22 protein-coding genes are annotated in these 24595 nt (G+C 67.5%); 7 read left to right on the forward strand and 15 right to left on the reverse strand.

Going from position 1 to position 24595, the window contains the following annotated elements:
• Positions 1 to 2: 2 nt before the first annotated feature.
• From era to hrcA, 8 genes are all read right to left on the reverse strand, one after another.
• Positions 3 to 899, reverse strand: coding sequence for a GTPase Era (gene era, locus JF543_RS10295; RefSeq protein ID WP_206549663.1), 897 nt, complete (start codon positions 897 to 899; stop codon positions 3 to 5).
• Positions 892 to 2187: a hemolysin family protein gene (locus JF543_RS10300; RefSeq protein WP_179410631.1), complete on the reverse strand. Its 1296-nt coding sequence runs from the start codon at positions 2185 to 2187 to the stop codon at positions 892 to 894. Before JF543_RS10300 ends, era begins: the two co-directional genes overlap by 8 nt.
• On the reverse strand, positions 2184 to 2642 hold the full coding sequence (gene ybeY / locus JF543_RS10305) for an rRNA maturation RNase YbeY (RefSeq protein WP_179410630.1): 459 nt from the start codon (positions 2640 to 2642) through the stop codon (positions 2184 to 2186). The genes JF543_RS10300 and ybeY overlap by 4 nt, the downstream gene beginning before the upstream one ends.
• Positions 2639 to 3664, reverse strand: a complete 1026-nt coding sequence (locus tag JF543_RS10310; RefSeq protein WP_224818008.1) for a PhoH family protein — start codon at positions 3662 to 3664, stop codon at positions 2639 to 2641. Before JF543_RS10310 ends, ybeY begins: the two co-directional genes overlap by 4 nt.
• A gap of 67 nt (positions 3665 to 3731) precedes the next feature.
• Complete coding sequence (locus tag JF543_RS10315; RefSeq protein WP_179410628.1) at positions 3732 to 4079, reverse strand: HIT domain-containing protein; 348 nt, start codon at positions 4077 to 4079, stop codon at positions 3732 to 3734.
• A gap of 42 nt (positions 4080 to 4121) precedes the next feature.
• Positions 4122 to 4850, reverse strand: coding sequence for a 16S rRNA (uracil(1498)-N(3))-methyltransferase (locus JF543_RS10320; RefSeq protein ID WP_179410627.1), 729 nt, complete (start codon positions 4848 to 4850; stop codon positions 4122 to 4124).
• An 18-nt stretch (positions 4851 to 4868) separates the two neighbouring features.
• Positions 4869 to 5975 carry a molecular chaperone DnaJ gene (gene dnaJ, locus JF543_RS10325; protein ID WP_206823982.1) on the reverse strand — a complete coding sequence of 369 codons (1107 nt, stop codon included), beginning with the start codon at positions 5973 to 5975 and terminating at the stop codon, positions 4869 to 4871.
• 58 nt (positions 5976 to 6033) lie between these two features.
• The gene (gene hrcA / locus JF543_RS10330; protein WP_179410625.1) at positions 6034 to 7077 is read right to left on the reverse strand and encodes a heat-inducible transcriptional repressor HrcA; all 1044 of its coding nucleotides are present in this window, start codon (positions 7075 to 7077) and stop codon (positions 6034 to 6036) included.
• Positions 7078 to 7176: 99 nt separating this feature from the next.
• On the opposite strand from hrcA, the gene JF543_RS10335 reads away from it, so the two are divergent.
• On the forward strand, positions 7177 to 8595 hold the full coding sequence (locus JF543_RS10335; RefSeq protein WP_242519436.1) for a carboxylesterase/lipase family protein: 1419 nt from the start codon (positions 7177 to 7179) through the stop codon (positions 8593 to 8595).
• 36 nt (positions 8596 to 8631) lie between these two features.
• On the opposite strand, the gene hemW is transcribed toward JF543_RS10335, so the two are convergent.
• From hemW to lepA, 3 genes are read right to left on the reverse strand one after another with little or no spacing between them, the layout of a single operon-like run.
• A complete protein-coding gene (gene hemW, locus JF543_RS10340; RefSeq protein ID WP_206823984.1) occupies positions 8632 to 9870 on the reverse strand; it encodes a radical SAM family heme chaperone HemW in 1239 nt (412 codons plus the stop codon).
• Positions 9870 to 10520, reverse strand: coding sequence for a DUF1990 family protein (locus tag JF543_RS10345; protein WP_179410622.1), 651 nt, complete (start codon positions 10518 to 10520; stop codon positions 9870 to 9872). The genes hemW and JF543_RS10345 overlap by 1 nt, the downstream gene beginning before the upstream one ends.
• A gap of 44 nt (positions 10521 to 10564) precedes the next feature.
• The gene (lepA, locus tag JF543_RS10350) at positions 10565 to 12433 is read right to left on the reverse strand and encodes a translation elongation factor 4 (protein WP_179410621.1); all 1869 of its coding nucleotides are present in this window, start codon (positions 12431 to 12433) and stop codon (positions 10565 to 10567) included.
• A gap of 264 nt (positions 12434 to 12697) precedes the next feature.
• Between lepA and JF543_RS10355 the strand changes: the two genes are divergently transcribed.
• The 6 genes from JF543_RS10355 (at position 12698) to rpsT (ending at position 19668) form a co-directional block, all read left to right on the forward strand.
• Positions 12698 to 13681, forward strand: coding sequence for an ABC transporter permease (locus tag JF543_RS10355; protein WP_179410620.1), 984 nt, complete (start codon positions 12698 to 12700; stop codon positions 13679 to 13681).
• A 1-nt stretch (position 13682) separates the two neighbouring features.
• A complete protein-coding gene (locus JF543_RS10360) occupies positions 13683 to 14615 on the forward strand; it encodes an ABC transporter permease (RefSeq protein ID WP_179410619.1) in 933 nt (310 codons plus the stop codon).
• Positions 14612 to 16552, forward strand: a complete 1941-nt coding sequence (locus JF543_RS10365) for an ABC transporter ATP-binding protein (RefSeq protein WP_179410618.1) — start codon at positions 14612 to 14614, stop codon at positions 16550 to 16552. Before JF543_RS10360 ends, JF543_RS10365 begins: the two co-directional genes overlap by 4 nt.
• Before the next feature lie 151 nt (positions 16553 to 16703).
• Positions 16704 to 18416, forward strand: coding sequence for an ABC transporter family substrate-binding protein (locus JF543_RS10370; RefSeq protein WP_206823986.1), 1713 nt, complete (start codon positions 16704 to 16706; stop codon positions 18414 to 18416).
• Positions 18417 to 18503: 87 nt separating this feature from the next.
• Complete coding sequence (locus JF543_RS10375; protein WP_347401137.1) at positions 18504 to 19244, forward strand: alpha/beta fold hydrolase; 741 nt, start codon at positions 18504 to 18506, stop codon at positions 19242 to 19244.
• 163 nt (positions 19245 to 19407) lie between these two features.
• A complete protein-coding gene (gene rpsT, locus JF543_RS10380) occupies positions 19408 to 19668 on the forward strand; it encodes a 30S ribosomal protein S20 (protein ID WP_179410616.1) in 261 nt (86 codons plus the stop codon).
• A gap of 116 nt (positions 19669 to 19784) precedes the next feature.
• Here rpsT and holA read toward each other — a convergent pair whose 3' ends face one another.
• The 4 genes from holA to JF543_RS10400 form a co-directional block, all read right to left on the reverse strand.
• On the reverse strand, positions 19785 to 20840 hold the full coding sequence (holA, locus tag JF543_RS10385; RefSeq protein ID WP_179410615.1) for a DNA polymerase III subunit delta: 1056 nt from the start codon (positions 20838 to 20840) through the stop codon (positions 19785 to 19787).
• Positions 20841 to 20886: 46 nt separating this feature from the next.
• Positions 20887 to 23151 (reverse strand): ComEC/Rec2 family competence protein, encoded by a 2265-nt coding sequence (locus JF543_RS10390; protein WP_347401138.1) that lies wholly within the window; start codon positions 23149 to 23151, stop codon positions 20887 to 20889.
• Positions 23148 to 23777: a ComEA family DNA-binding protein gene (locus JF543_RS10395; protein WP_347401139.1), complete on the reverse strand. Its 630-nt coding sequence runs from the start codon at positions 23775 to 23777 to the stop codon at positions 23148 to 23150. The genes JF543_RS10390 and JF543_RS10395 overlap by 4 nt, the downstream gene beginning before the upstream one ends.
• 140 nt (positions 23778 to 23917) lie before the next feature.
• Complete coding sequence (locus JF543_RS10400; protein WP_206823987.1) at positions 23918 to 24565, reverse strand: hypothetical protein; 648 nt, start codon at positions 24563 to 24565, stop codon at positions 23918 to 23920.
• Positions 24566 to 24595: the final 30 nt, after the last annotated feature.

Genomic DNA, 24595 nt, shown 5'->3' on the forward strand with positions numbered 1-24595 from the left:
TCTCAGAAGCCGAGGCGCCCGAGCTGCTTGGGGTCGCGCTGCCATTCCTTCGCGACCTTGACGTGCAGCTTCAGGAACACCCGCGTGCCGAGCAGCTCCTCGATGCCTGCGCGGGCTGTCGCGCCCACGGATCGCAGGCGGGAGCCCTTGTGCCCGATGATGATCGCCTTCTGGCTGTCGCGCTCGACGATGATCGACGCATACACGTCGGTGAGATCGGAGTCCTCACGCGGCTCGACGTCGTCGATCACGACGGCGATCGAGTGGGGCAGCTCGTCGCGCACGCCCTCCAGCGCGGCCTCACGGATCATCTCGGCGATGCGGTCGTCGGTCGACTCGTCCGTGACCACACCCTCGTCATACAGCCGCGGGCCCACCGGCATCAGCTGCAGCATCTCGTCGGCGAGCACATCGAGCTGCTCGCGGGTGAGCGCCGACAACGGAATGACCGCGGCCCAGTCCTCGCGCAGCGAGTCGACCTCCATCAGACGTTCGACGATGTCGTCCTTGTCGGCGGCGTCGGTCTTCGTGACGATCGCGACCTTCTTGGCCCGCGGGTAGCCGTCCAGTGACGCGGCGATGCGACGATCGCCGGGGCCCACCTTCTCGGTCGCCGGCACGCAGAAGCCGATCACGTCGACGTCGCCGAGCACCTGCTCGACGAGGTCGTTCAGCCGCTCACCGAGCAGCGTGCGCGGCTTGTGGATGCCCGGCGTGTCGACGATCACCAGCTGTCCGTCGGGGCGGTTGACGATGCCGCGGATCGCCCGACGAGTCGTCTGCGGCTTCTCGCTGGTGATAGCGATCTTCTCACCGACCAGCGCGTTGGTGAGCGTGGACTTGCCGACGTTCGGCCGGCCCACGAACGTCACGAATCCACTGCGTGTCTGCTCAGTCATGCTGTTCTCCTCCATCGCGCACATCGATCGGCATCGTGTACGGCGCCCGCTCCACGAACACCGTGGCGATGCCACGGCCGCGGCCGCGCGAAGCGCCGCCGGTCAGCACCAGGCCCTTGACGGTCGCCGTGGCACCCGGCTGCGGCACCTGACCAAGCGCCTTGCCCAGCAGCCCGCCGACCGAGTCGACGTCTTCATCGTCGAGCTCCAACCCAAAGAGGTCGCCGACATCTTCGAGCGGCAACCGCGAGTTCACCCGGAATCGCCCGTCACCGAGGTCGACGAAGTCGGCGGGGCCGCGGTCGTACTCGTCGGCGATCTCACCGACGAGCTCCTCGATCAGGTCCTCAAGCGTGACGAGCCCCGACACACCACCGTGCTCGTCGATGACCATGCACACGTGCACGGCGTCGCGCTTCATCTGCTGCAGCAGGCTCTCGGCACGCATCGATTCGGGAACGAAGACGGCGGGTCGGGCGATCGGCCGCACGGGCCTGGTGCGCCAGGCGCTCTCGTCGCGGTACGCGAACTGCACGAGGTCCTTCAGATACAGCACCCCGACGACGTCATCGGCATCGCCATCGACGACAGGCATGCGCGAGACCCCCGTGCGCAGGAACAGCGCCATGGCCTCGGTCGCCGTGGTTGCCGCATCGACCGTCATCATCTCGGTGCGCGGAACCATCACAGCGCGCACCACCTGATCGGTGAACTCGAACACCGAGTGGATCAGGTCGCGATCGTCCTGCTCGATCAGATCATGCGAGGCGGCCTCGTCGACCATGCTCAGCAGCTGCTCCTCCGACGCGAACGACGTGCGTCCCGCTCCCGGGGTGACGCGCTGTCCGGCCCGGACGAGGGTCTGCGCGAGTGGCCCCAGCAGAATGCGCATGCCACGCACGACCGGCGCCCACGTCCGCAGCATCGACGCCGCGTGCAGTCGGCCGAACGAGCGCGGGCTCGCGCCGACCAGCACGAACGTGATCCCCGTCATCAGAACCGCCGCGGCGAGCATCGCCCACCAGATACTGGGCAGCAGCGCATCCAGCGCGACGGTGACGAACACGGCGGCGGTGGTCTCGGCGAGCACACGCATGAACGCCACGGCATTGACGTGCGGGGCGGGGTCCTCTGCGATGCGCGACAACGCTGACGCGTTGCGCCCCTCTGAGGCCAGCGACTCGAGGTCCGAGGTAGAGCTCACCGAGAACGCGGCGTCGACCGCGGCCATGAGACCGCCGAAGGCGACCAGCAGAACTGCGGCCGCCAGCAGAATGGCAGGGGTCATCGTCGTCGTTCGACCTGAGCGAATCCTTCGATCAGCGACCGCTGCAGCCCGAACATCTCACGCTCCTCTTCGGGTTCGGCATGGTCGAATCCCAGCAGGTGCAACAGCCCGTGAGTGGTCAGCAGGATCAGCTCGTCCTGCAGCGTGTGGCCGGCCGTCTGTGCCTGCGACTCCGCGACCTGCGGGCACAGCACGATGTCACCGAGCAGTCCCGGTGCAGTCGGGTTGTCGGGAGTACCGGGGCGCAACTCGTCCATCGGAAAGCTGAGCACGTCCGTGGGGCCGGGCTCATCCATCCACTGCACATGCAGGGACTCCATCGCGCCCTCATCGACCAGCACGATTGCCACCTCGGCGTCCGGACTGACGTTCAGCTGCGCGAGGTTGAAGTCGGTGAGGCGCTGCAGCACCGTCTCGTCGACGTCGATCGCCGACTCGTTGTTGATCTCGATCATGACAGGCCTCGCTTCGGCATCCGGTCTCTGGGGTTCTGGCGCGCGCCGCCGCGGCGGTCGGCGCGGTTGGCGAACTGGTGCGCCTGCTCGCGCTCGTGACGCTCGGCGACGCGTTTCTCGTCGTACTCGCTGTAGGCGTCGACAATACGTCCGACCAGCGAGTGCCGAACAACATCGTCACTGGTCAGGCGCGAGAAGTGAATGTCATCGATGTCGCTGAGCACACGGGTCACCAGCCGTAGACCGGACGATCCCGTCGGAAGGTCGATCTGAGTGATGTCTCCGGTGACGACCATCTTCGTGCCGAACCCGAGGCGGGTCAGGAACATCTTCATCTGCTCGGGCGTCGTGTTCTGCGCCTCATCGAGCACGACGAACGAGTCGTTCAGCGTGCGCCCGCGCATGTAGGCGAGCGGCGCGACCTCGATGGTACCGGTGGCCATCAGCCGGGGCACCACCTCGGGGTCCATCATCTCGTTGAGCGCGTCGTACAGCGGGCGCAGGTACGGGTCGATCTTGTCGTTGAGCGAGCCCGGCAGAAACCCCAAACGCTCCCCGGCCTCGACCGCGGGCCGGGTGAGGATGATCCGCTGCACCTCCTTGCGCTGCAGCGCCTGCACGGCCTTCGCCATCGCGAGGTAGGTCTTGCCGGTTCCGGCGGGACCGATGCCGAACACGATCGTGTTCTCTTCGATCGCGTCGACGTACTCTTTCTGCCCCAGCGTCTTCGGACGGATGACGCGGCCACGCGTCGACAGGATCGCCTCGCCGAGCACCTCGCTCGGGCGGGGACCGTCAGAACGCTGCAGCAGGCGAGCAGACTGCTCCACGTCGCTGGGCGCGAGCTGATGGCCTGAGCGGGTCATCTCGATCAGTTCGTCCACGAGCCGACGCGCCGACGCGACGTCATCGCGGGCGCCGCCGAGCACGATCTCATTGCCGCGCACCATCACCTGCACCCGAGGATGCTGCTTCTCGAGCATCCGCAATAGACGGTCCTGCGGGCCGAGCAACTGCACCATCGCCACACCGTCGACGAAGACGCGATCGGTGTGCTCGGGCTGAGCGGGGAACTGGGGTGTCGGTTCGTCAGAAGCCAACGAGCTTGCCCTCCTCGATGTTGCCGAGCACATGCGCGTGGACGTGGAAAACGGTCTGTCCGGCCGTGGCGCCGTTGTTGAAGATCAGTCGATACTCGCCGCCCGCGTGCTCCGCCGCGATCTGCTTGGCCAGGGCCACCATCTCTGCGAGCAGTCCGGGGTCACCGGCGGCGAGCTCGGTGACGTCGCGGTACTGCTCGGTCACCGGAATGACCAGCACGTGCAACGGCGCCTGCGGGTTGATGTCGCGGATCGCGAACACCCGTTCCGTGCGGGCGACGAACTCACCGGGGATCTCCCCGTTCAGGATGCGCGTGAAGATCGAGGGTTCACTCATATCAGTCAGTCTAGTTTGGGGGCCCGGGCGACGGACACCGGCTCACCAGCGACCGAGCACCCCCGAAAGCACAGCGATCGCCGCCGGTCCTGCCGTCGAGGTGCGCAGCACCGTGTCGCCCAGCCGCACGCGCTCGGCGCCGGCATCCGTGAAACGCGCGAGTTCCTCGGGGCTGATGCCACCCTCCGGCCCGACCACGAGCATGATGTCGCGACCGTCATCGCGGATGCCGGTGAGCGGGACGTCCGCCGTGGGGTCGAGCACCAGCATCCGATGTTCAGCGGCGCGCGCGACCAGCTGCGCGGTGCTGCTCAGCTCGGCGACCTCGGGGACCCAGGCGCGATGCGCCTGCTTGGCGGCCTCGCGCACGATCGTCGCCCAGCGTTCCCGCCCCTTGGCGATCTTCGCCCCTTCCCAACGCGAGACGCTGCGCGCCGCCTGCCACGGCACGATCTCGTCGACGCCGAGCTCGCATGCCGTCTGCACGGCGAGTTCGTCGCGATCGCCCTTGGCCAGCGCCTGAGCGAGGGTGATCCGCGATGCGGGTCGCTCACTGGTGATGCGCGACGCGATGCGCACGGTGACCTCGGCGGCCGAGACATCCTCGACGGAACCCTCCAGCCAAACGCCCGTGCCGTCACCGATCGTGATGTGCTCTCCCACCCGCACGCGGCGCACGGCCGAGGCGTGCTTCGCCTCGGCACCGGTGAGGGTGATCAGATCACCCTCACCGGCCTCGGAGCACGAGGGGACGATGAAGTGCAGCGCCATGTCGGTCCGTTTCTGAGATCAGTGCGAGCGGAAGCGGTCGCGCAGCTTCGAGAACAGCCCCTGCTGGAACTGTGCGAGCTTGGGAGCCGGCGCCTTCGTCTTCTTGGCGAACTCCTCGATGAGGCGTCGCTGCGCGCTGTCGAGCCGGGTCGGGGTGACCACCTGCACGCCGACGCGCAGGTCACCGCGCTGGGTTCCGCGCAGGGGTGTGATGCCGCGCCCGCTGATCGTGAGCACGTCACCGGACTGCACCCCGGCGCGCACTTCGAGATCGACGGTGCCATCGAGACTATCGATCGTCGTGGTGGTGCCGAGGATGGCATCCGTCACCGAGACCTCAAGCGTGGCGAGCAGGTCGTCGCCCTCCCGACTGAAGACCGGGTGCGGGGCGACCGAGATCTCGACGTACAGGTCGCCGTTCGGCCCACCCGCGCGGCCGACCTCACCCGATCCGGGCAGCTGCAGGCGCAGGCCGGTCTCGACCCCGGCGGGGATGTCGAGCGCGACCGTGCGGCGCGAACGCACCCGTCCCTGACCGGCGCACGAGCCGCAGGGGTAGGGAATGGTCGTGCCGAAGCCCTCGCAGCTGCCGCACGGCTGAGTGGTGACGACGTTGCCGAGCAGGCTGCGCACCTGACGCTGAACATGACCGCTACCGCCGCACACGTCACACGTGACCGGCGATGTCCCCGCCTGGCAGCACGCACCCTCGCAGGTCTCGCACAGCACGGCCGTGTCGACCTCGATATCGCGGTGCACTCCGAAGACGACGTCGCCCAGGTCGAGGTCGACCCGCACCAGGGCGTCCTGCCCGCGCTCGCGACGCGAGCGGGGTCGTGCCCCGCGCCCACCGCCGGCACCACCGAAGAACGTCTCGAAGATGTCGCCGAAACCGCCGAACCCTCCGAAGCCGCCGTTCGCATCTCCGCCCATGTCGTAGCGTCGCCGGGAGTCCTCGTCACTGAGCACGTCGTACGCGTGCGTGACGAGCTTGAACCGCTCGGCGGCCTCATCTCCCGGGTTCACATCCGGATGCAGCTGGCGCGCCAGCTTGCGGTAAGCCTTCTTGATCTCATCCTGCGAAGCGTCCTTCGACACCCCGAGAACCTCATAGTGGTCCGCCACGATCACCTTTCTGCGCGTGCGTGTGCGTCTGTCTGTGTGTTCTGTACGACCACCCGCGTCAACGGGCGGCCTCGTCGTCTTCGAGCAACCGCGACAGGTAGCGGGCGACCGCCCGCGCCGCCGCGAGATTGCTCGAATAGTCCATGCGGGTAGGGCCCATCACGCCGACGCGCGCGGTGCCGCCCGGCGCGTCATAGTTGCTCGCGACGATCGATGCCTCGCCGAGCCCGAAGGGCGCGTTCTCGGTACCGATGCTGGTCGCCAGGCCGTGCTCGTCGGTGACCATCTCGCTCATCAACCGCAACAGGGTCACCTGCTCTTCGATCGCCTCGAGCAGAGGGTGGATGCTACCGCGGAAGTCCTGCTCGCGCCGGGCGAGGGTCGCTGCCCCCGCCATCACCAGTCGTTCCTGCCGGAACTCGGCCAGTTCTTCCGAGATCACGGCCGCCAGCGCGCTGAGCGCAGGATGCAGCCGACGGGGGTGTTCGGCCGGGGCGGGCTCGCCGAGCGAGCGAACCCGCTCAGTGGCCTCGCTGACCGCACGACCGGCGATGAGGGCGAGCAGCTGCGCCCGCAGGAGCCCCACATCGTTCTCATCGAGGTCGATCGGTACCTGCGCGATGCGCTGCGACACTCCGCCGGCATCGGTGACGAGCACCACCAGAAGCCGGTTCGGTGCGAGGGCGACCAACTCGACGTGCGTGATGCTCGCCCGCGCGAAGGACGGGTACTGCGCGAGTGCCACCTGGCCGGTGAGGCGCGTGAGCACGCGCACCGTGCGGGCCATCATGTCGTCGAGATCACCGGGAGCGCCGAGGAAGGACTCGATGGCGCTGCGTTGTCCCGCCGAGAGGGGACGCAACTGCGCCAAGTGGTTGACGAAGACGCGGTACCCCTTATCGGTCGGCACTCGACCCGAGGACGTGTGCGGCGCGACAATCAGGTCTTCGTCCTCGAGCAGCGCCATGTCGTTGCGGATGGTCGCCGCGGACACACCGAAGGCGTGCCGCTCGACGATCGACTTGCTACCGACCGGCTCGTGGGTCTCGACGTAGTCCTGCACGATCGCGCGGAGGACTTCGAGTCCTCTTTCTGTGACCATCGCCCCTCCCACTGGCACTCGAACCTACCGAGTGCCAATCCTACCCCGCCCAGCCGAGCACCTGCCGAAGGCGGTGGGTCTACCCCTAGGATGACGCTCATGAGCGACGCCCCCATCGCCACCCTCACGGACGGCGCCGTCCGCGGCTCCGTCGCCGACGGGGTGCACCGGTTCCTTGGTATCCCCTACGCCGCACCGCCCTTTGGCGAGAACCGGTTCCGGGAACCGCAACCGCCCGCCCCGTGGGACGACGTACGCGAGGCCACCGCGTTCGGTCCCACGTCGCCGCAGGTTCCCTACGCCGGTCCGATCGGCGAGTTGCTCGGGTCGGTGATCATCGACGGCGACGATGTGCTCACCGCAAACGTCTGGGCTCCGGCACAGGCAGAGCAGGCCCCAGTGGTGCTGTGGTTGCACGGCGGTGCGCTCGAACGCGGCACCGCCGCCATCCCGCTCTACGACGGCGCCGTGTTCGCCCGCGCCGGGATCGTCTTCGTCTCGGTCAACTACCGCCTCGGCTCTGAGGGATTCTCGGTGCTGTCCGATGCCCCGGCGAACCTCGGTCTGCTCGATGCGGCCGCCGCCCTGGCATGGGTGCATCGAGAGGTCGCCGCGTTCGGGGGCGACCCCACTCAGATCACCGTGATGGGCGAGTCGGCGGGCGGAGCCCTCGTGGCGGGTCTGCTCGCGCTCGACACGTCGCGGCCGATGATCGCACGAGGAATCATCCAGTCGGGTCCATTGCGGGCCCAGCCGCGGAAGAAGGCCGGACGCGTGACCGCGCAGCTGGCGAAGCTGTTGGGCATTCCCGCGGAGCGCGAGGCGTTCGCCGCCGTCACGCCAGACCAGCTCCTCGAGGCTCGACGCACCCACGCAGCCGGTTCCTCGCCGCTCGGCGGAGCCCCGGGTTTCCAGTTCGCGATCGACGCCGAGGCCCTGCCGCGGTCTCCACATGACGTGCTGGGTGAGTCCGACGTTCCCCTGCTGATCGGCAGCAACACCGACGAGTACCGCCTGTGGTTCACCCCCGAGCAGCTCAGCAGGCTCACATCCTGGCATCTGTTGCTCGCCCGGCTCGCTCTGCGCATTCCCCGCCGCGCGATCGCCGCCTACCGAGCGGCATTCCCCGGGGCGTCCACCGGCGAGATCTACGGTCAGGTCGCCACCGACCTGCTGCTGCGGGCCCCGCTGACCCGCGCGGCCGCATCCCGCCCGGCGCCCACCTACGTGTACGAGTTCGCCTGGCGCAGTCCGGTGCGCGATCTGCGCGCCGCGCACGCACTCGAGCTGGGTTTCGTGTTCGACCAACTCGCCTCAGCAGATGCCCAGCGCATGACAGGATCGGATGCCCCTCAGCACCTCGCCGACGAGATGCGCGACGCGTGGATCGCGTTCATCACGACCGGCGACCCCGGGTGGGCACCCTTCGGCGCAGAGCGCAGCACCCGGGTGCTGGACGCACAGAGCGCGACGGTCCCGCAGCGACGCACCACCGGGCTGGACCTGCTCCCCGACTGAGCAGGGCACACGCCCGGCACTCGTCCTAGCGCGGAGTCACTCCGTCAGAGCGCGCACGACAGCATCCGCCAGCAGCCGCCCGCGCAACGTGAGCCGCACGCGGCGGTCGCGCACGGCGGCGGCGGCATCGACCAGTCCGTCCGAGATCAGCTCGGCGACCCGGGAGCGGTGGCTCTCGGCGATCTCAGAGATCGGCAGACCCTCGGCGAGCCTGCTCTGCAGCAGCACACGTTCGAGCGTCTGCGCCTCGTGATCAGGCCGTTCACGTCCCGCCGCAGGTGACTCCCCCGCGTGCAGGCGCTGCGCATACGCCGCCGGGTGCTTGACATTCCACCAGCGAAGTCCGGCGACGTGACTATGCGCTCCGGGCCCGAAACCCCACCAGTCCGAGCCCCGCCAGTAGGCCAGGTTGTGCCGCGAGGCGTGCGACGAGACGCTCCCCTGCTCGGAGCCACGCGCCCAGTTGCTGACCTCGTACCAGTCGAAACCCGCCGCGGCGAGACGGCTGTCGGCGAGCTCGTACATATCGGCCTGCAGGTCGTCATCGGGCGCGGGCACCTCGCCGCGGCGGATCTGCCGGGCGAGCTTGGTACCGTCCTCGATGATCAGCGCGTACGCCGAGATGTGGTCGGGTTCGAGCGACAGGGCCGCGTCGAGCGAGGCCTCCCAATCGGCGAGAGACTCCCCCGGTGCTCCGTAGATGAGGTCGACGCTGACGTCGAGACCTGCGTCGCGCGCCGCGTGCACCGCCGTCTCGACGTTCTCGGGACGGTGCGTGCGGTCCAGAGCCGCCAGCACGTGCGGCACCGCGGACTGCATCCCGATCGACAGGCGGTTCACGCCGGCATCCACCAGCGTCCGCACGACCTCCGGCGACACGGTGTCCGGATTCGCCTCGACCGTCACCTCGGCGCCGTTCCGGATGCCGAAGGCGTCCACAGCGTGCTCCAGCATGCGCGCCAGATCGCCAGGCGGCAGCAGGGTGGGGGTTCCGCCACCGAAGAACACCGTGTCGAGCGGGCGGATCCCACCGGCTGCGTCCAGGACGTCGCGGGCGAGGTCGATCTCGCGCATCAACGTCTCGGCGTACTCGTCCTGCCTGGCACCGCGCAGTTCGGTCGCGGTGTAGGTGTTGAAGTCGCAGTAGCCGCAGCGCACTCGGCAGAACGGCACGTGCAGATAGGCCGAGAACGGGGCTGTCGCGTCGATCTCCAGATCGGCGGGCAGGCGTCCGTCAGCGGGTGCGGGATCCCCCAGCGGCAGAGCCCCCGGCATCAGATCGGCGTCGCGTACAGGGGCGAGATCGCCCGCAGATACCGCGCGAACAACTCGCGACGACGCCGGCGCACCATTCCGGGAAGGCGGTACAGCGCCGCCGTGGGCGCGTCGAATGCACGCACGGTGAACCACACCTCGTCGGTGTCCTCACGCCAGTCCAGGTCGAACGACTCCTCGCCGCTGACGACCGAACCGCCGACGGTTCCGAGCACGAACCCGACGCGGCGCCGCTCCTCGGTGACGGAGATCACCCGCAACTCGGCGTCAGCGCGCATACCCTTGACGCGTCCGTGCAGCTTCAACGTCATGCCGGGTGCGGCGAACGGTGTGCCCTCGGCGTCGAACCGCTGCTCGTGCTGGTTGCGGTTCGGCGCGATCGGCGCACCCTCGGCGTCGAAGCTGATCCCCGTGTACGCGCCACCCGCAGCCGGGCGCACGTCTGAGATCTGCAGTCCGGCGGCGCGCTGCGCCGTCCACGACAACAACGACTCGGCCGCCGAACGGAATCGCTCTTCTCCGCTGCCGATCCGCCAGGACTCCTCGGCGGGGGTGCTGCGCTCCGGCGGATACTGCATGAGGTCTGGGGCATGGGTGGCCCCGACCGCGGCATAGTCGACCGTGCCTTCTCGGAATGTCCCGCGACGCATGTTTTCCAGACTACCCAGGCGAACCTGGGTGATCGCCCGCTCCCCTACTTCTTTTCCTTGCCCTCGACGTCACCCGACAGTGCGGCGATGAACGCCTCCTGGGGCACCTCGACGCGGCCCACCATCTTCATGCGCTTCTTGCCTTCCTTCTGCTTCTCGAGCAGCTTGCGCTTTCGGCTGATGTCACCGCCGTAGCACTTGGCGAGCACGTCCTTGCGGATTGCACGGATGGTCTCCCTGGCGATGATGCGCGCACCGATCGCCGCCTGGATGGGCACTTCGAACTGCTGTCGGGGAATGAGCTTGCGCAGCCGCTCCGCCATCAGCGTGCCGTAGCTGTAAGCCTTGTCTCGGTGCACGATCGAGCTGAAGGCATCGACCTTGTCGCCCTGCAGCAGAATGTCGACCTTGACCAGGTCGGCCTCCTGGCGGCCGTCCGGTTCGTAGTCGAGCGAGGCGTAGCCCTGTGTCTTCGACTTGAGCTGATCGAAGAAGTCGAAGACGATCTCACCGAGTGGCATCCGATAGCGCAGTTCGACGCGCTCCTCAGAGAAGTACTCCATACCCAGCAGGGCGCCACGGCGCGACTGGCACAGTTCCATCACCGTGCCGACGTAGTCCTTGGGCAGCAGGATCGCGGTCTTGACCATCGGCTCCGAGACCGAGGCGACGCGCCCGTCGGGGTACTCGCTCGGGTTGGTCACCGTCACGGTTTCACCGGTGTCGGTGGTGACCTCGTAGATCACGCTCGGTGCGGTGGTGATCAGGTCAAGACCGAACTCGCGCGAGAGCCGCTCGGTGATGATCTCGAGGTGCAGCAGTCCCAAGAAGCCACAGCGGAAGCCGAACCCGAGCGCCACCGAGGTCTCGGGCTCGTACTGCAGCGACGCGTCGGACAGCTTGAGCTTGTCGAGCGCCTCGCGCAGCTCGGCATAGTCGCTGCCGTCGATGGGATAGATACCCGAGAACACCATCGGCTTCGGGTCGGTGTAGCCGGGGAGAGGGTCGGATGCCGGGCCCCGGACGGTCGTGACGGTGTCACCGACCTTCGACTGGCGAACGTCCTTCACGCCCGTGATGAGGTATCCCACCTCGCCGACGCCCAAACCCTTGGACGGGATCGGCTCTGGGCTGGACACACCGATCTCGAGCAACTCGTGCGTCGCCTTGGTCGACATCATCTGCACGCGCTCGCGCGGCGAGAGCTGTCCGTCGACCATGCGCACGTAGGTGACCACTCCGCGATAGGAGTCGTAGACCGAGTCGAAGATCATTGCGCGCGCCGGAGCATCCGGGTCACCGACCGGTGCCGGGATATCGCGCACGATGCGATCGAGCAGCTCTTCCACGCCGACGCCCGTCTTGCCCGAGACGCGCAGCACGTCCTCCGGGCGACCACCGATCAAGTCGGCGAGCTCTTTGGCGAACTTGTCGGGGTCGGCCGCGGGCAAGTCGATCTTGTTGAGCACGGGGATGATGTGCAGGTCGTTCTCGAGAGCGAGATAGAGGTTCGCGAGCGTCTGCGCCTCAATGCCCTGTGCGGCATCGACGAGCAGGATCGCGCCCTCGCATGCGGCAAGCGAACGCGACACCTCATAGGTGAAGTCGACGTGACCGGGAGTGTCGATCATGTTCAGCGCGAAGGTCTCAAGGCCCTCCCCGTCGGACGGGGAGGTCGACCACGGCATCCGCACTGCCTGGCTCTTGATCGTGATGCCGCGCTCGCGCTCGATGTCCATGCGGTCGAGGTACTGGGCACGCATGTCACGATCGGCTACCGATCCGGTGACCTGGAGCATGCGGTCGGCGAGCGTCGACTTGCCGTGGTCGATGTGGGCGATGATGCAGAAGTTGCGGATCTGCGTGGCCGGGGTCGCGGCGGGTGACAAGGGAGTGAGAGCGCGGGGTGACATGTGGTCCTTGATGCTTCAGAGAAGGTTCAGATCAGTCTACGTTCCGGGGCCCGGTTCCCCCAGTCGTCGGCCCGGCGGCGCGACCGATGATAGTCTCGCGAAGTTGCCCGGGCGAAAATCCCCCCGTTTCGGGCAGACGAACTCCGTCACGGCCGTCGGTGATCTCGATGTGCGCTGAGCGCGGGATGATGCTTGAATGTGTTCCCGACTCAGCGGCGCGTCGGAGATCCCGGGCACGGCTGTAGAAGAGAAAGAATCAACACCTTGATCAAGTATCTCGTGCGCCGGGCACTCGGCTGGCTGCTGATGATCGTGGTCGCGACCAACGTCACCTACTTCCTGGCGTGGTCGTTCCTGGATCCCCGCAGCAACTACGTAGGCCGAAGGCCTCCCCTGACCGAAGAGCAGATGGAAGGTCTGCTCGGGCCTCGCAATCTCAGCGAGTCCACACCGCTGATCGAACGGTGGTGGACCTGGTTCTCGGGAATCCTCTTCCGCTGGGACTGGGGTGTGAGCCCCACGGGCGGCTCGGTGAACGACGAGGTCGCGTACCGCATGTGGGTCAGCGCCGAGCTGGTGCTCGGGGCGACGATCATCGCGACACTGCTCGGTATCTGGATCGGTGTCTACACCGCATCACGCCAGTACAAGCTGGGTGACCGCGTGTGGCAGGCCGTGTCGATCGTGACGATGAACATCAACATCATCGTGGCGGGCCTGGCGATCGTGATCCTCGCGATCAACTTCAACAACTGGGTCGGCACCCGCGTGTTCTACGTCACCGGTTCGTCGAGCCCCGGCGTCACCGGGTTCTTCCCCGTATTGATCGACACGCTGCAGCACCTGATCCTCCCGACCATCGCGCTGGTGATCATCAGCTACGCGGGAACGCACTTCTTGCAGCGGTCGTTGCTGCTCGACAACATCAAGGCCGACTACGTGCGCACGGCGCGGGCGAAGGGCCTGACCAAGCAGCAGGCGATCCGCAAGCACGCGCTGCGCACCTCGCTCATCCCGGTCGCCACGCAGGTCGCCTTCTCGATCCCCGCGATCTTCACCGGTGCGGTGCTGACCGAGACGATCTTCGCGTGGCAGGGCATGGGCCGCTACTTCTTGACCACCATCAACACCAACGACGTGCACGGCGTTGTCGCCGTCGCGGCCTTCGGCGCCCTGCTGACCGCGATCGGCGCCATCCTCGCCGACATCGCCGTCGTGGTTCTCGACCCGCGAGTGAGGGTGAGCTGATATGAGCGCCGACACCATTGACCCGTCCGTGCAGCCGCCCGTCGGCCCTGACACGACGGCAGAGCGCATTCCCGCCAAGCAGCTGTCCAAATGGACCCTGTACACCCGCCGCTTCATGCGCAACAAGCCCGCCGTCGCCGGCGTCATCATCTTTGTGTTCCTTGCACTGTGCTCGATCATCGTCCCGCTCGTGTCGCGATACACCGTCACCGACATGGATTTCCTGAACCTGTCGACCGGCCCATCGGCCGAGCACTGGTTCGGCACGAACGCGTCGGGCAACGACACGTTCACCCAGACGTTCGTCGGTCTGCAGCGTTCGCTCATGATCGCTGTGATCGTCTCGGTCGGAATCACTGCGATCTCGGCGATCGTCGGCACCGCGGCCGCCTACTTCGGCGGTCGTTTCGAGCGGGTCACGCTGGTGATCATCCACTTCTTCATGGTGATCCCGACCTTCCTGATCCTCGCCCTCGTCTCGAACGACTCCGGCGGCGACTGGCGCATCATCTCGATGGCGCTGATCTTCGTCGGTTGGTTCTTCCCGGCCCGCGTGATCTGGACCATGGCGCTCTCGCTGCGCGAGCGCGAGTACGTGCACGCCGCCCGCTACATGGGCGTGCGCGGTATGCGCATCGTCATGCGTCACCTGCTGCCGAACATCGGCTCGCTCCTGGTGATCAACTTCACGCTCGGTGTTGTGGCGGCCGTGATGACTGAGACCGGATTGTCGTTCATCGGCATGGGCGTGAAGATCCCTGACGTCTCGCTCGGATCGCTGATCGGCGAGGGCGCGGCGAGCGTGACCAGCGCGCCGTGGCTGTTCTACTTCCCCGCCGCCGCGCTCACGCTGCTGACCGTTTCGATGGCGCTCGTCGCCGACGGCCTGCGCGACGCCCTTGATCCCACTTCTTCGGCAGGAGGCCGCGCATGAGCACCACGAAGGACACTGTCCTCTCCGTCCGCGACCTGAAGGTCAGCTTCGCCTCCGAGGCCGGCCGTGTCGACGCCGTGCGCGGTGTCTCGTTCGACCTCGAAGCGGGAAAGACCCTTGGCATCGTCGGCGAATCCGGATCCGGCAAGTCGGTCACATCGCTGGCCATCATGGGTCTGCTCGATGAGAACGCGAAGGTCACCGGCTCGATCCAGTTCGAGGGCCAGGAGCTGCTCGGCAAGACCGATAAGCAGATGTCGGTGATCCGCGGCAACGGCATGGCCATGGTCTTCCAGGACCCGCTGACCTCCCTGACGCCGGTGTTCACGATCGGCGATCAGCTGATCGAGGCGCTCACCGTGCACCGCGGCATGTCGAAGCAGGAGGCGTGGGACCGTTCGCTCGAGCTGCTCTCGCTGGTGGGCATCACCGAGCCGGTCAAGCGCATGAAGTCGTTCCCGCACGAGTTCTCCGGCGGCATGCGCCAGCGCGTGGTCATCGCCATCGCGATGGCCAACAACCCGCGCCTGATCATCTGCGATGAGCCGACGACGGCGCTGGATGTCACCATCCAGGCGCAGATCCTCGACCTGATCGAGAAAGCGCAGGGTGAGTCCGGCGCTGCCGTGATCATGATCACGCACGACATGGGCGTGGTCGCGCGTACCGCCGACGATGTGATGGTGATGTACGCCGGTCGTCCGGTCGAGCACGCACCTGCGCACGAGCTGTTCCACCGCACCCGGATGCCCTACTCGATCGGTCTGCTGGGGGCGATCCCGCGCGTCGACAAGGTCGAGAAGGAGCCACTGACCCCGATCAAGGGCAACCCGCCGCTGCTGATCGATCTGCCCGATGCGTGCCCGTTCGCGTCGCGTTGCCCGATCGCCGTCGCGGCGTGCACCACGCGTGAGCCCGACCTGGCGCCCGTCACCACCGGTAGCGGTGACCCGCACCTGGCCGCGTGCATCCGTGCCGAAGAGATCGACGACGCCGGACTGATCGGCGGCCTGCCCGTCTACCCGGTGCAGAAGGCTCCGGACAGCGACCTGCTGCACACGCCGCGTGAGCAGCGCCCGGTGACGCTCGAAGTGCGCAACATGGTCAAGACCTTCCCGCTGACCAAGGGGGCCTTCCTCAAGCGCAAGGTCGGCGAGGTGCACGCGGTCAAGGGCATCAGCTTCGACGTGCGCGAGGGCGAGACCATGGCGATCGTCGGCGAGTCGGGGTCGGGCAAGACCACGACGCTGCTGCAGATCATGGACTTCGTCAAGCAGCCCGAGGGCGACATCGTCATCGCGGGAACGAGCATCAACGGTCTGCACGACCGCAAGCTCGAGCGTGCGCTGCGCCGCGATATCCAGATCGTGTTCCAGGATCCGATGGGCGCTCTCGATCCGCGCATGACCGTCACTGATGTCATCGCCGAGCCGATGCGCGCCATCGGTATGCCGAAGGACCAGGTGCTCGCGCGCGTGCAGGAGCTGATGGACCTCGTGGGTCTGAACCCCGCGCATCGCGATCGCTTCCCCGGTGCCTTCTCGGGTGGTCAGCGCCAGCGCATCGGTATCGCTCGGGCGCTGTCGACCAACCCGAAGATCATCGTGCTCGATGAGCCGGTATCGGCCCTTGACGTGTCGATCCAGGCCGGCGTGATCAACCTGCTCGACGAGCTGAAGGTCAAGCTGGGGCTGTCGTACCTGTTCGTCGCGCACGACCTGTCGGTGATCCGTCATATCGCCGACCGTGTGGCCGTGATGTACCTCGGCGAGTTCGTCGAACACGGCGACGTGGACGAGGTCTTCGACAACCCGAAGCACCCGTACACCCAGGCGCTGCTGTCAGCCATCCCTGTGCCGGACCCCGACATCGAGCGCACCCGTCAGCGCGTGGTGTTCGATCCGGAGACGATGACGACCAAGCCCGCGACCGTCTGAGGATCACCATCGGATAACACCGGGATCACCGTCGTGCAACGACGCATCACCGTCCGATAACAGTTAGGCGGGATTCACTCTCACCGAACGTGAACCCCGAGATCGCGAACTATTCTCCCCTTATGACACGCCGCAAGGCGAAAGGAGCACCATGAAGCAGCAGAAGCTGATGGGAGCGCTGGCACTCACCGGCGCTTTCGCACTCGTCCTGACGGGCTGCGCCACTGACTCCGGCAACACCGGTGACAATGGCGACAACGGAGGGCAGTCGGCAGAGACGTCGGCCGCGGACTACAACCCCCAGCCCCGCGAGAACCTTCAGGAAGGCGGCACGGTCAACTTCCCGATCAACGAGATCCCCGAGCAGCTGAACTCGTTCCACGGAGACGGCAGCGCCGACACCGCGCGCGTCTCCGCCTGGTACAAGCCGCAGATCCTGCTGCAGGAGCCGGACGGCACGCCGTACAAGCACGACGCGTACCTCGACGAGTGGAAGATCGAGACGGTCGACGGCAAGACCCAGATCACCTTCACCTTCACCGAAGAGGCCACCTGGAACGACGGCACGCCGATGGACTGGACCGCCATCGATGCCACCTGGAAGGCCAGCCGTTCGACGGATGAGGGCTTCGTGCCCAACGCCACCGACGGTTACAAGGAGATCGAGACGGTCGAGCAGGGTGACACCCCCAAGACCGCCATCGTCACCTTCAAGGGCGAGTTCGCCTGGCCGCAGATGCCGTTCCTCACGGGCGTCATCCACCCCGACATGGCCGACCCCGAGAACTTCAACAACGGCATGATCGACGAGCCGCACGCCGAGTGGGGCGCCGGTCCGTACACGGTCGACGAGTTCGACGCGAACAAGGACTACATCTCGTTCAAGCCGAACGAGATGTGGTGGGGCGAGAAGCCGCTGCTCGACAAGGTCACGTTCACCGGCATGGACGCCCAGGCCTCGATCAACGCCTTCAAGAACGGCGAGGTCGACATGGTCGGCGTCGGCACCAAGGACCGTCTGGCACAGGTCGCCGACATGGACGGCATCACGATCCACCGTGCGCAGCAGACCGCGAACACGCTGCTCGAGGTTGACGCCGAAAAGCCGCAGTTCGAGGACGTCAAGGTGCGTGAGGCATTCTTCCTCGCCATCGACATCGAGCAGCAGAAGACGATCGCCTGGAACGGCCTCGACTACACCGAGGACCCGGCCGGCTCGCTCACGCTGTTCTCGTTCCAGCCCGGCTACCACAACTCGCTGGAGAAGGCCGGCTACGAGTTCAACGTCGAGAAGGCCAAGGGCCTTCTCGATGAGGCCGGTTGGACCGAGGGCGAAGACGGCATCCGCGAGAAGGACGGCGAGAAGCTGTCTGTCGTGTACCCGATCTTCAGCGACGACCCGACCCAGAAGGCGCTCGCGCAGTCGCTGCAGACCATGCAGAAGGCTGTCGGCATCGACCTTCAGGTCGACGTGCGCCCCTCGAACAAGTTCGCCGAGGACTACACCTCGAAGAACTGGGACGTCGCCGGTCTGCGCTTCACCTCGTCCGACCCGTTCGGTGCTGCGTGGTTCTGCCAGCTGTACTGCCAGGACATGGGCCTGAACCTCTCGGGCGTGCAGACGCCCGAGATGGACGAGCGCATCAAGAACGAGGTCGAGTCGATCACCGACCCGGTCGAGCAGACCGCGGCCGCGATGGACCTCGAGGTCGAGATCTTCCAGGACTGGGGCATCATCCCGCTGTACAACGGTCCGTCGATCTCGGCGGTCAAGGAGGGTCTGGCCAACCTGACCCCCGAGCCCTACACGGGCCTTGACCTGTTCGGCGTTCAGCCGGTCGAGAACATGGGCTGGGAGAAGTAAGCACTTCGCTCTTTCCGAGGCGGGGTCGGTGGTTCATCCACCGGCCCCGCTTCTCTGCTGTCGGCGACTGGTTCCTATGCTGGTGGGGTGAGCGCTTCCCCCCATCAGCCCGTCCAGGTCGTCCTGGTACACGGCATCCGCACGTCGGCGACGATGTGGCGGTCGCAACTGACGTGGTTGACCGAGCACGACGTTCCGGCTCATGCTGTCGATTTGCCCGGGCACGGCACCCGCATGGCCGAGCCCTTCGCCCTCGACAGCGCGCTCGCGACGATCGATGACGCCGTGCGCGAGGCCGCCACGCGCGGACCCGTGCTGCTCGTCGGGCATTCCATGGGCGGCCTGCTGAGCCTGGAGTACGTCGGGAGTGAGTCTCGGCCGCCGGTCGCCGGTCTGATCGCGGCTTCGTGCACGGCACTCCCCCGCGGTGCCGCCCTGCAGACCTATCGCACACTCGCCGGGGTGCTGGACCGGTTGCCTGATCGCGGCATCTGGTTGGCCGAACAGGTGCTCAACGCGACGATCCCGCCCGAGACGCGCCCCGACTTCGCCGCGGGCGGCTACGCGCTCGATGCGCAGGATGTCGCGCTCAGGAGTCTCGCCTCGCTGGATCTGACCAGCGCGCTGGGCCGCATCGATGTGCCCCTGTGGCTGGTCAACGGGCAGTTCGATCAGCTGCGCACCCACGAGTCGCTGTTCACCCGCCTTGCTCCGCAGGCCGAACTGATCGTCGTGCCGCGCACCTCGCACCTCGTCACGGCGATGCGCCCGCGGGTCTTCAATGCGGTGCTGCAGCTGGCGCTGGCGGTCGTCCGCGAGGCGAACTGAGTCATCGCGACGCTCCGTGCTCCACGTGCTGGCACCGGAGCAGGCCCGTTGCTGGTAGCATTGACTCTTGGCTTGCGTGTGGGTTTGTCCCTCACGACCGCTGTGCGACGCCCCTCTCCCGTCGGCAGCATCCGAATACAATCCAGACAGAAAGCGTCCACACGTGGCAAACATCAAGTCGCAGATCAAGCGCAACAAGACCAACCTGAAGGCTCAGGAGCGCAACCGCGCCGTCAAGAGCGAGCTGAAGACCCTCGTCCGCAAGACCCGCGAGGCTGTCGCAGCCGGCGACAAGGAGGCCGCTGAGGCTTCGCTGAAGGTCGCGTCCGTCAAGCTCGACAAGGCCGTCAGCAAGGGTGTCGTGCACAAGAACCAGGCGAAGAACCGCAAGTCGTCGATCGCCAAGCAGGTTGCCGCGCTCTGAGTCCACAGAGACTTTCGAAGGCCCGTCCCCGGTGGGGGCGGGCCTTCTGCGTTTCCGCCCCGTGGCTTCGGCGCACGCCGAGGACGTCGGATGCTACCGGCGCGCCAGGTATCGGATCAGGCGCCGTACGACTGTCGCGTCGCCACGACGGTGACCATGCGCTCCAGAGCGAAGATCGGGTCGCGCGCAGCGCCCTTGACCTCGCCGTCGGCGCGGGCCGTCGCCTGAATCGCCATGCCGAGAGAACGGTCGTTCCAGCCGGCGAGGTCGCGGCGCGCGCGGTCGACCTGCCAGTCCTTCATACCCAGGCGTTGCGCGAGTTGCCGGCTCGGCTCACGGTTGCCCGCTACACGTGCCATGGTGCGCAGTTTCATGGCGAAGGCGGCCACCATCGGCACGGGGTCGGCGCCCGAGGCCAGGGCGTGCCGTAGCGCGATGAGCGCCTCGCCGTGGTGCCCGGCGATCGCCGTGTCGGCGACGACGAAGGCCGAGACTTCAACGCGGCCGCCGTAGTACTTCGTGATCACGTCGTCAGTGATGTCACCCTCAACATCGCCGATGAGCTGTTGGCAGGCAGCGGCGAGTTCGGTGAGGTCGTCGGCGAACGCTGAGACCAGGGCCCGCAGTGCCGACGGCTGAATGCGTTTGCGTGCGGCCTTGAACTCGCCCGCGGCGAAGTCCACTCGGTCGCTGTCGCGCTTGACCGCGGCGCACGGGATCTCGATGCCGTCGCCCGTGCCCGCACGGATGGCATCGAGCAGCTTCTTGCCGCGCACCGTCGCACCGGTGTGACGGAGCACGACGGTCGCACCCTCCTGGGGGTGCTCGATGTACTTCAGCGCCTCAGTCAGGAAGGCATCCGAGCACTTCTCGACCCCCGACACGCGCACCAGGCGCGGCTCGCCGAACAGCGAGGGTGAGGTGAGCGCGAACAGGGTGCCGGCTTCGTAGTCATCAGCCCGCAGATCACTGACTTCGACGGCGGGGTCTTCGGTCCGCAGATAGTCGCGCACGCCGGCGATGGCCCGTTCGGCGAGCACTTCTTCAGGCCCGGAGACCAACACGATGGATGCCGGACGCGGCTCGCGCCACGGCACCTGGGGGATCTTCGTCCCCTTGGCCGCGCCGGCGCGCGCCCCGGAGCTTCGGGCGGAAGAGCGGGCGGCAGGCATGACATCCAGCCTACCGGCGGGTGCCGACACCCCACGGCGCGGGGGCCTACTCCCGGCCGTGGTTCTCTGCCCAGATCGCGATGCGCCCGTCATCCTGCCCGAGCAGCACCAGGCCGTGGTGATCAGTGCGCAGCACGCGGGTGCCGGTCGCCTGAAGAATGCGCAGGGTGTCGTCCCGGGGGTGCCCGTAGTCGTTGTCCTCGCCGACACCGATCAACGCCACCCGCGCACCAACAGCGGCGTACAGCGCAGGCTCCTGATCACCACTGCCGTGATGTGAGACCTTCACCACCGGATAGCGGCCAATCCCACGGGCCAACAGCGCACGCTGCGGTGCCGCGGACAGGTCGCCGAGCATCAGCATCCGCGGTACTCCCCCGCCACCGATCTCGATCACCGCGCTGGCGTCGTTGCCCGGCGGGTACGCCGCCGAGGCGCGTTCCGGCCACAGCACGCGCCACTCGGCGTCGCCGAGGCGGCCGTGCATCCCCGCGGCGGCGGAAACCAGCGTCGCACCAGCGGATGCCAGACGCTGCAGCGTCTGCTCATCCTGCGCCTCTGCGGGTGGGCCGTGCAGAACCGTGCCGACGCGGCCCTCGAGTGCCCCGGCGGCGCCGACGTGATCGAGATCGAAATGGGTGATCACGAGCAGGTCGATGCGCGTCGTGCCCGTCGCAGCGAGGCATTTCTGCAGCGCGGTCGGATCGGGTCCGGTGTCGACCAGCGCGGTGCGTCCCTGCGAGCGGATGAGCACCGCATCACCCTGGCCCACATCGCACATCGCGATCGACCATGCCTGGGGTGTGCGCATCGCCGCGAGCGGCCCCGCCAGCAGCGCCCTCCCTGCGGCGATCGCGAGCGCAACGATGACGACCACGGCGGCGCTGCGCCTGAGCAGCACCGAGCGCGGTCGCACGAGCACGAGGGTCGCTGCGATGCTGAGCACCGCGACGACCGCCGCCGAGAGCGGACCGGCGACCACCCCGACAGTCGCACCGGGAAGGCTGGCGCTGACCGTCGCGGTGGTCTGGATCCACGCCGCCGGCAGCCACGCGGCCGCCGCGAACAGGTCGGCCAGCAGGGGTGCCGGAGCGGCGAGACAGGCAAGCAGCCCGATCACGGTAGCGACGGGCGCGGCCGGCGCCGCGAGCAGATTCGCGGCGACGCCGACGATCGACTGCTGGTCGGAGAACAACGCGACGATCGGCCCGCAGACCACCTGCGCCGCCAGCGGTACTGAGAGCGCCAGCGTCAGAGGTTGGGGCATCCATTGGCCGAGGCCGCGCATCAGCGGACGAGAGAGTACCAGCAGCGCCCCGGTCGCCGCCGCCGACAGCGCGAAGCCGGGCGTGGCCGCCAACCAGGGGTCGGCGACCAACAGTCCGCACACGGCGAGCGACAGCATCGCCAGGCCCGCGCTCGGGCGCCCGAGCAAGATGGTCAGCATCGCCAGCGCGGCCATCACCGAGGCGCGGATCACGCTGGGCTCAGGGGTTACCAGCACGACGAACGCCCCGAGCGCGAGCAGAGCGAGCCCCACTCTCAGCGCCCGGCTCCCCCCGAGCAACGACACCCCCCAGAACACCGCGGCGACGACGATGGCACAGTTCGCGCCGCTGACCGCAGTCAAGTGGCTGAGTCCGGATGCCAGCATCGCCGCGTTCAGCTCGTTCGAGACCGCACGTGTGTCGCCGACGGCGAGTCCCGGGAGGAGCCCTGCACCGGGTTCGGGCAGCCGGGTGGCGCGGACGATGAAGTCGGCGCGCGTCGTTGCCGCAATCGCGAAGATGCCCGTCGCGGGCCGGGCGATCTCTGCGCGCGTGCCGAAGATCACCAGCGCAGCGCGTTCTCCGGCATCCGTCGCCTTGGCCTGCCCGGTGACTCGTACTTGCGCACCCAGGTCAGCGCCGTCGATCGGTTCGATGCCCACGCGCACCGGCGCAGAAGTCTTCTCCGCCTGCAGCGGCGGACCGATCTCTACAGTCTGCGCGTCGAACCACAGCCGCCCATCGCGTCCGATGGTGGTCGATGAGGTCACCTCGACGAGCGCCTCGACCACGTGCCCGTCGTTTTCGGCGAGCATCTCGCGTTGCGGCTGGGCGCCCGCGACCGTCGTGGCCACGGCGGCCCCGCACAACAGGGCAAGAACGATGAGGCCCGCTCCGCTGCGGCGGCGCAGGGCCATCGCAGCAAGCGCCGCCAGGCCTGCTGCCGCGCCGGCGGTCGCCCATGCCGATCCGGGCATGTACACCAGCGCAAGCGCCACACCCCACAGCACGAGCGCGAGCACCGAACTGCGCAGGTCGTTCACACGCGCACCTTGTCGCGCACACCGGCCAGCAGCTTCTCACCGATGCCGGGCACGGCCTGCAGGTCGTCGACCGAGCGGAACCGTCCGTTCTCTTCGCGCCAGTCGATGATGCGCTGGGCCAGGGCCGGGCCGATCCGCGGCAGCGTCTCCAGCGCCGCCTGATCGGCGGTGTTCAGGTCGATCAGCCCGTCTGTGCCGATCCCTCCCGATCCGGCCCCGGCCGGCGGGTCCGCGCCGATCTCGGGAACGACGAGCTGTTCACCGTCACTGAGCGGGCGCGCGAGATTCACCGCCTGCAGGTCGGCGTTCTCACGCGTGCCGCCCGCCGCCGCGAGCGCGTCGACCAGACGCGCATCGGCTTCCAGAATGTACAGGCCGGGGTTGACGACCTCGCCGAGCACATGCACGTACAGCTCCGCGCCCCCGAGCACGTCCGAGCCATCGGATGCCACGACCCCGGCATCATCGACGGGGATGCTGTCGATCGGCGCAGCCTGCCCGCGAAGGATGCCCCAGCCCACCGCCGCCGAGAGCACGACGAGACCCACAGTGACGGCGACGCCGACGCCCATCCGCAGGCGCGGCCGCGCCGCCGCTTCGGAGTCGGAGTCATCAGCGGAACGCACTCCGTCACGCTATGCGCGCACGGCAGGTACCGATCGCCGGCCAGCCGGAAGCTGTGCACAACCCGCGCGTGAGACGCGGCTGTGCATGGCATCAGCGAGTCGGTAGTGTCCTGAGCCCGCAGAGCCGCTTCGAGGAACGCCTACGGCTGAACCGAGCCCCGCCGCGACAGCCTCCGGAAGACGTACGCGTAGGCGGACCGCGTGTACGCGATGCCGCGTCCGCTGTCGCGGATCCGTTCGGCGTTCGCGGCATCGCCGACCTTCGGCACAAGGTATGTGTGCAGGTCCTGGGTGTCGAGACGGTAGCGACCAGCGCGATGGTGCACCGCCGCAATCAACTGCAGGTCGGGATCGAGCGCGGCGATACTGGCGTCGCCATGACTGGTGTTGGCCAGCAGCAGACCGTCCGGCTTCACGTACCGACGACAGCTGTCCCAGACGGGTCCGGCGTAGAGCGAGATGAGCAGATCGAATCGGTCGTCCGACAGCGGCAGCGGCTTCGTGTAATCAGAGCCGATGAACTCGACCACGTGCCCCATGCTCGAGGCCGCGTCGGCGAGGTCAGCCTGGACGCGATCCGAATCGCGGAAGTAGCCGACGGCACGTCTGTCTGTGTCGACATACGTGACCGACCGGATCGCTGAGGATGGTGAGAGGTCGACGTAGCTGCCGGGATACAGTGCGTCCGCTACGCCCCACACCGAAGCGATCTCGGCGAACAGCGGTGACCTGTCGCCGATCGATTCACGGTACGCCTTCCATGGCGACGGTGCGTCCGCGTTTCTCATGCCGTCTGCCACACCGCTGCTTGTCCACGA

Origin of the sequence: Microbacterium esteraromaticum, assembly GCF_017303215.1 — a bacterium.
GTDB classification, from domain to species: Bacteria; Actinomycetota; Actinomycetes; order Actinomycetales; family Microbacteriaceae; genus Microbacterium; species Microbacterium esteraromaticum_C.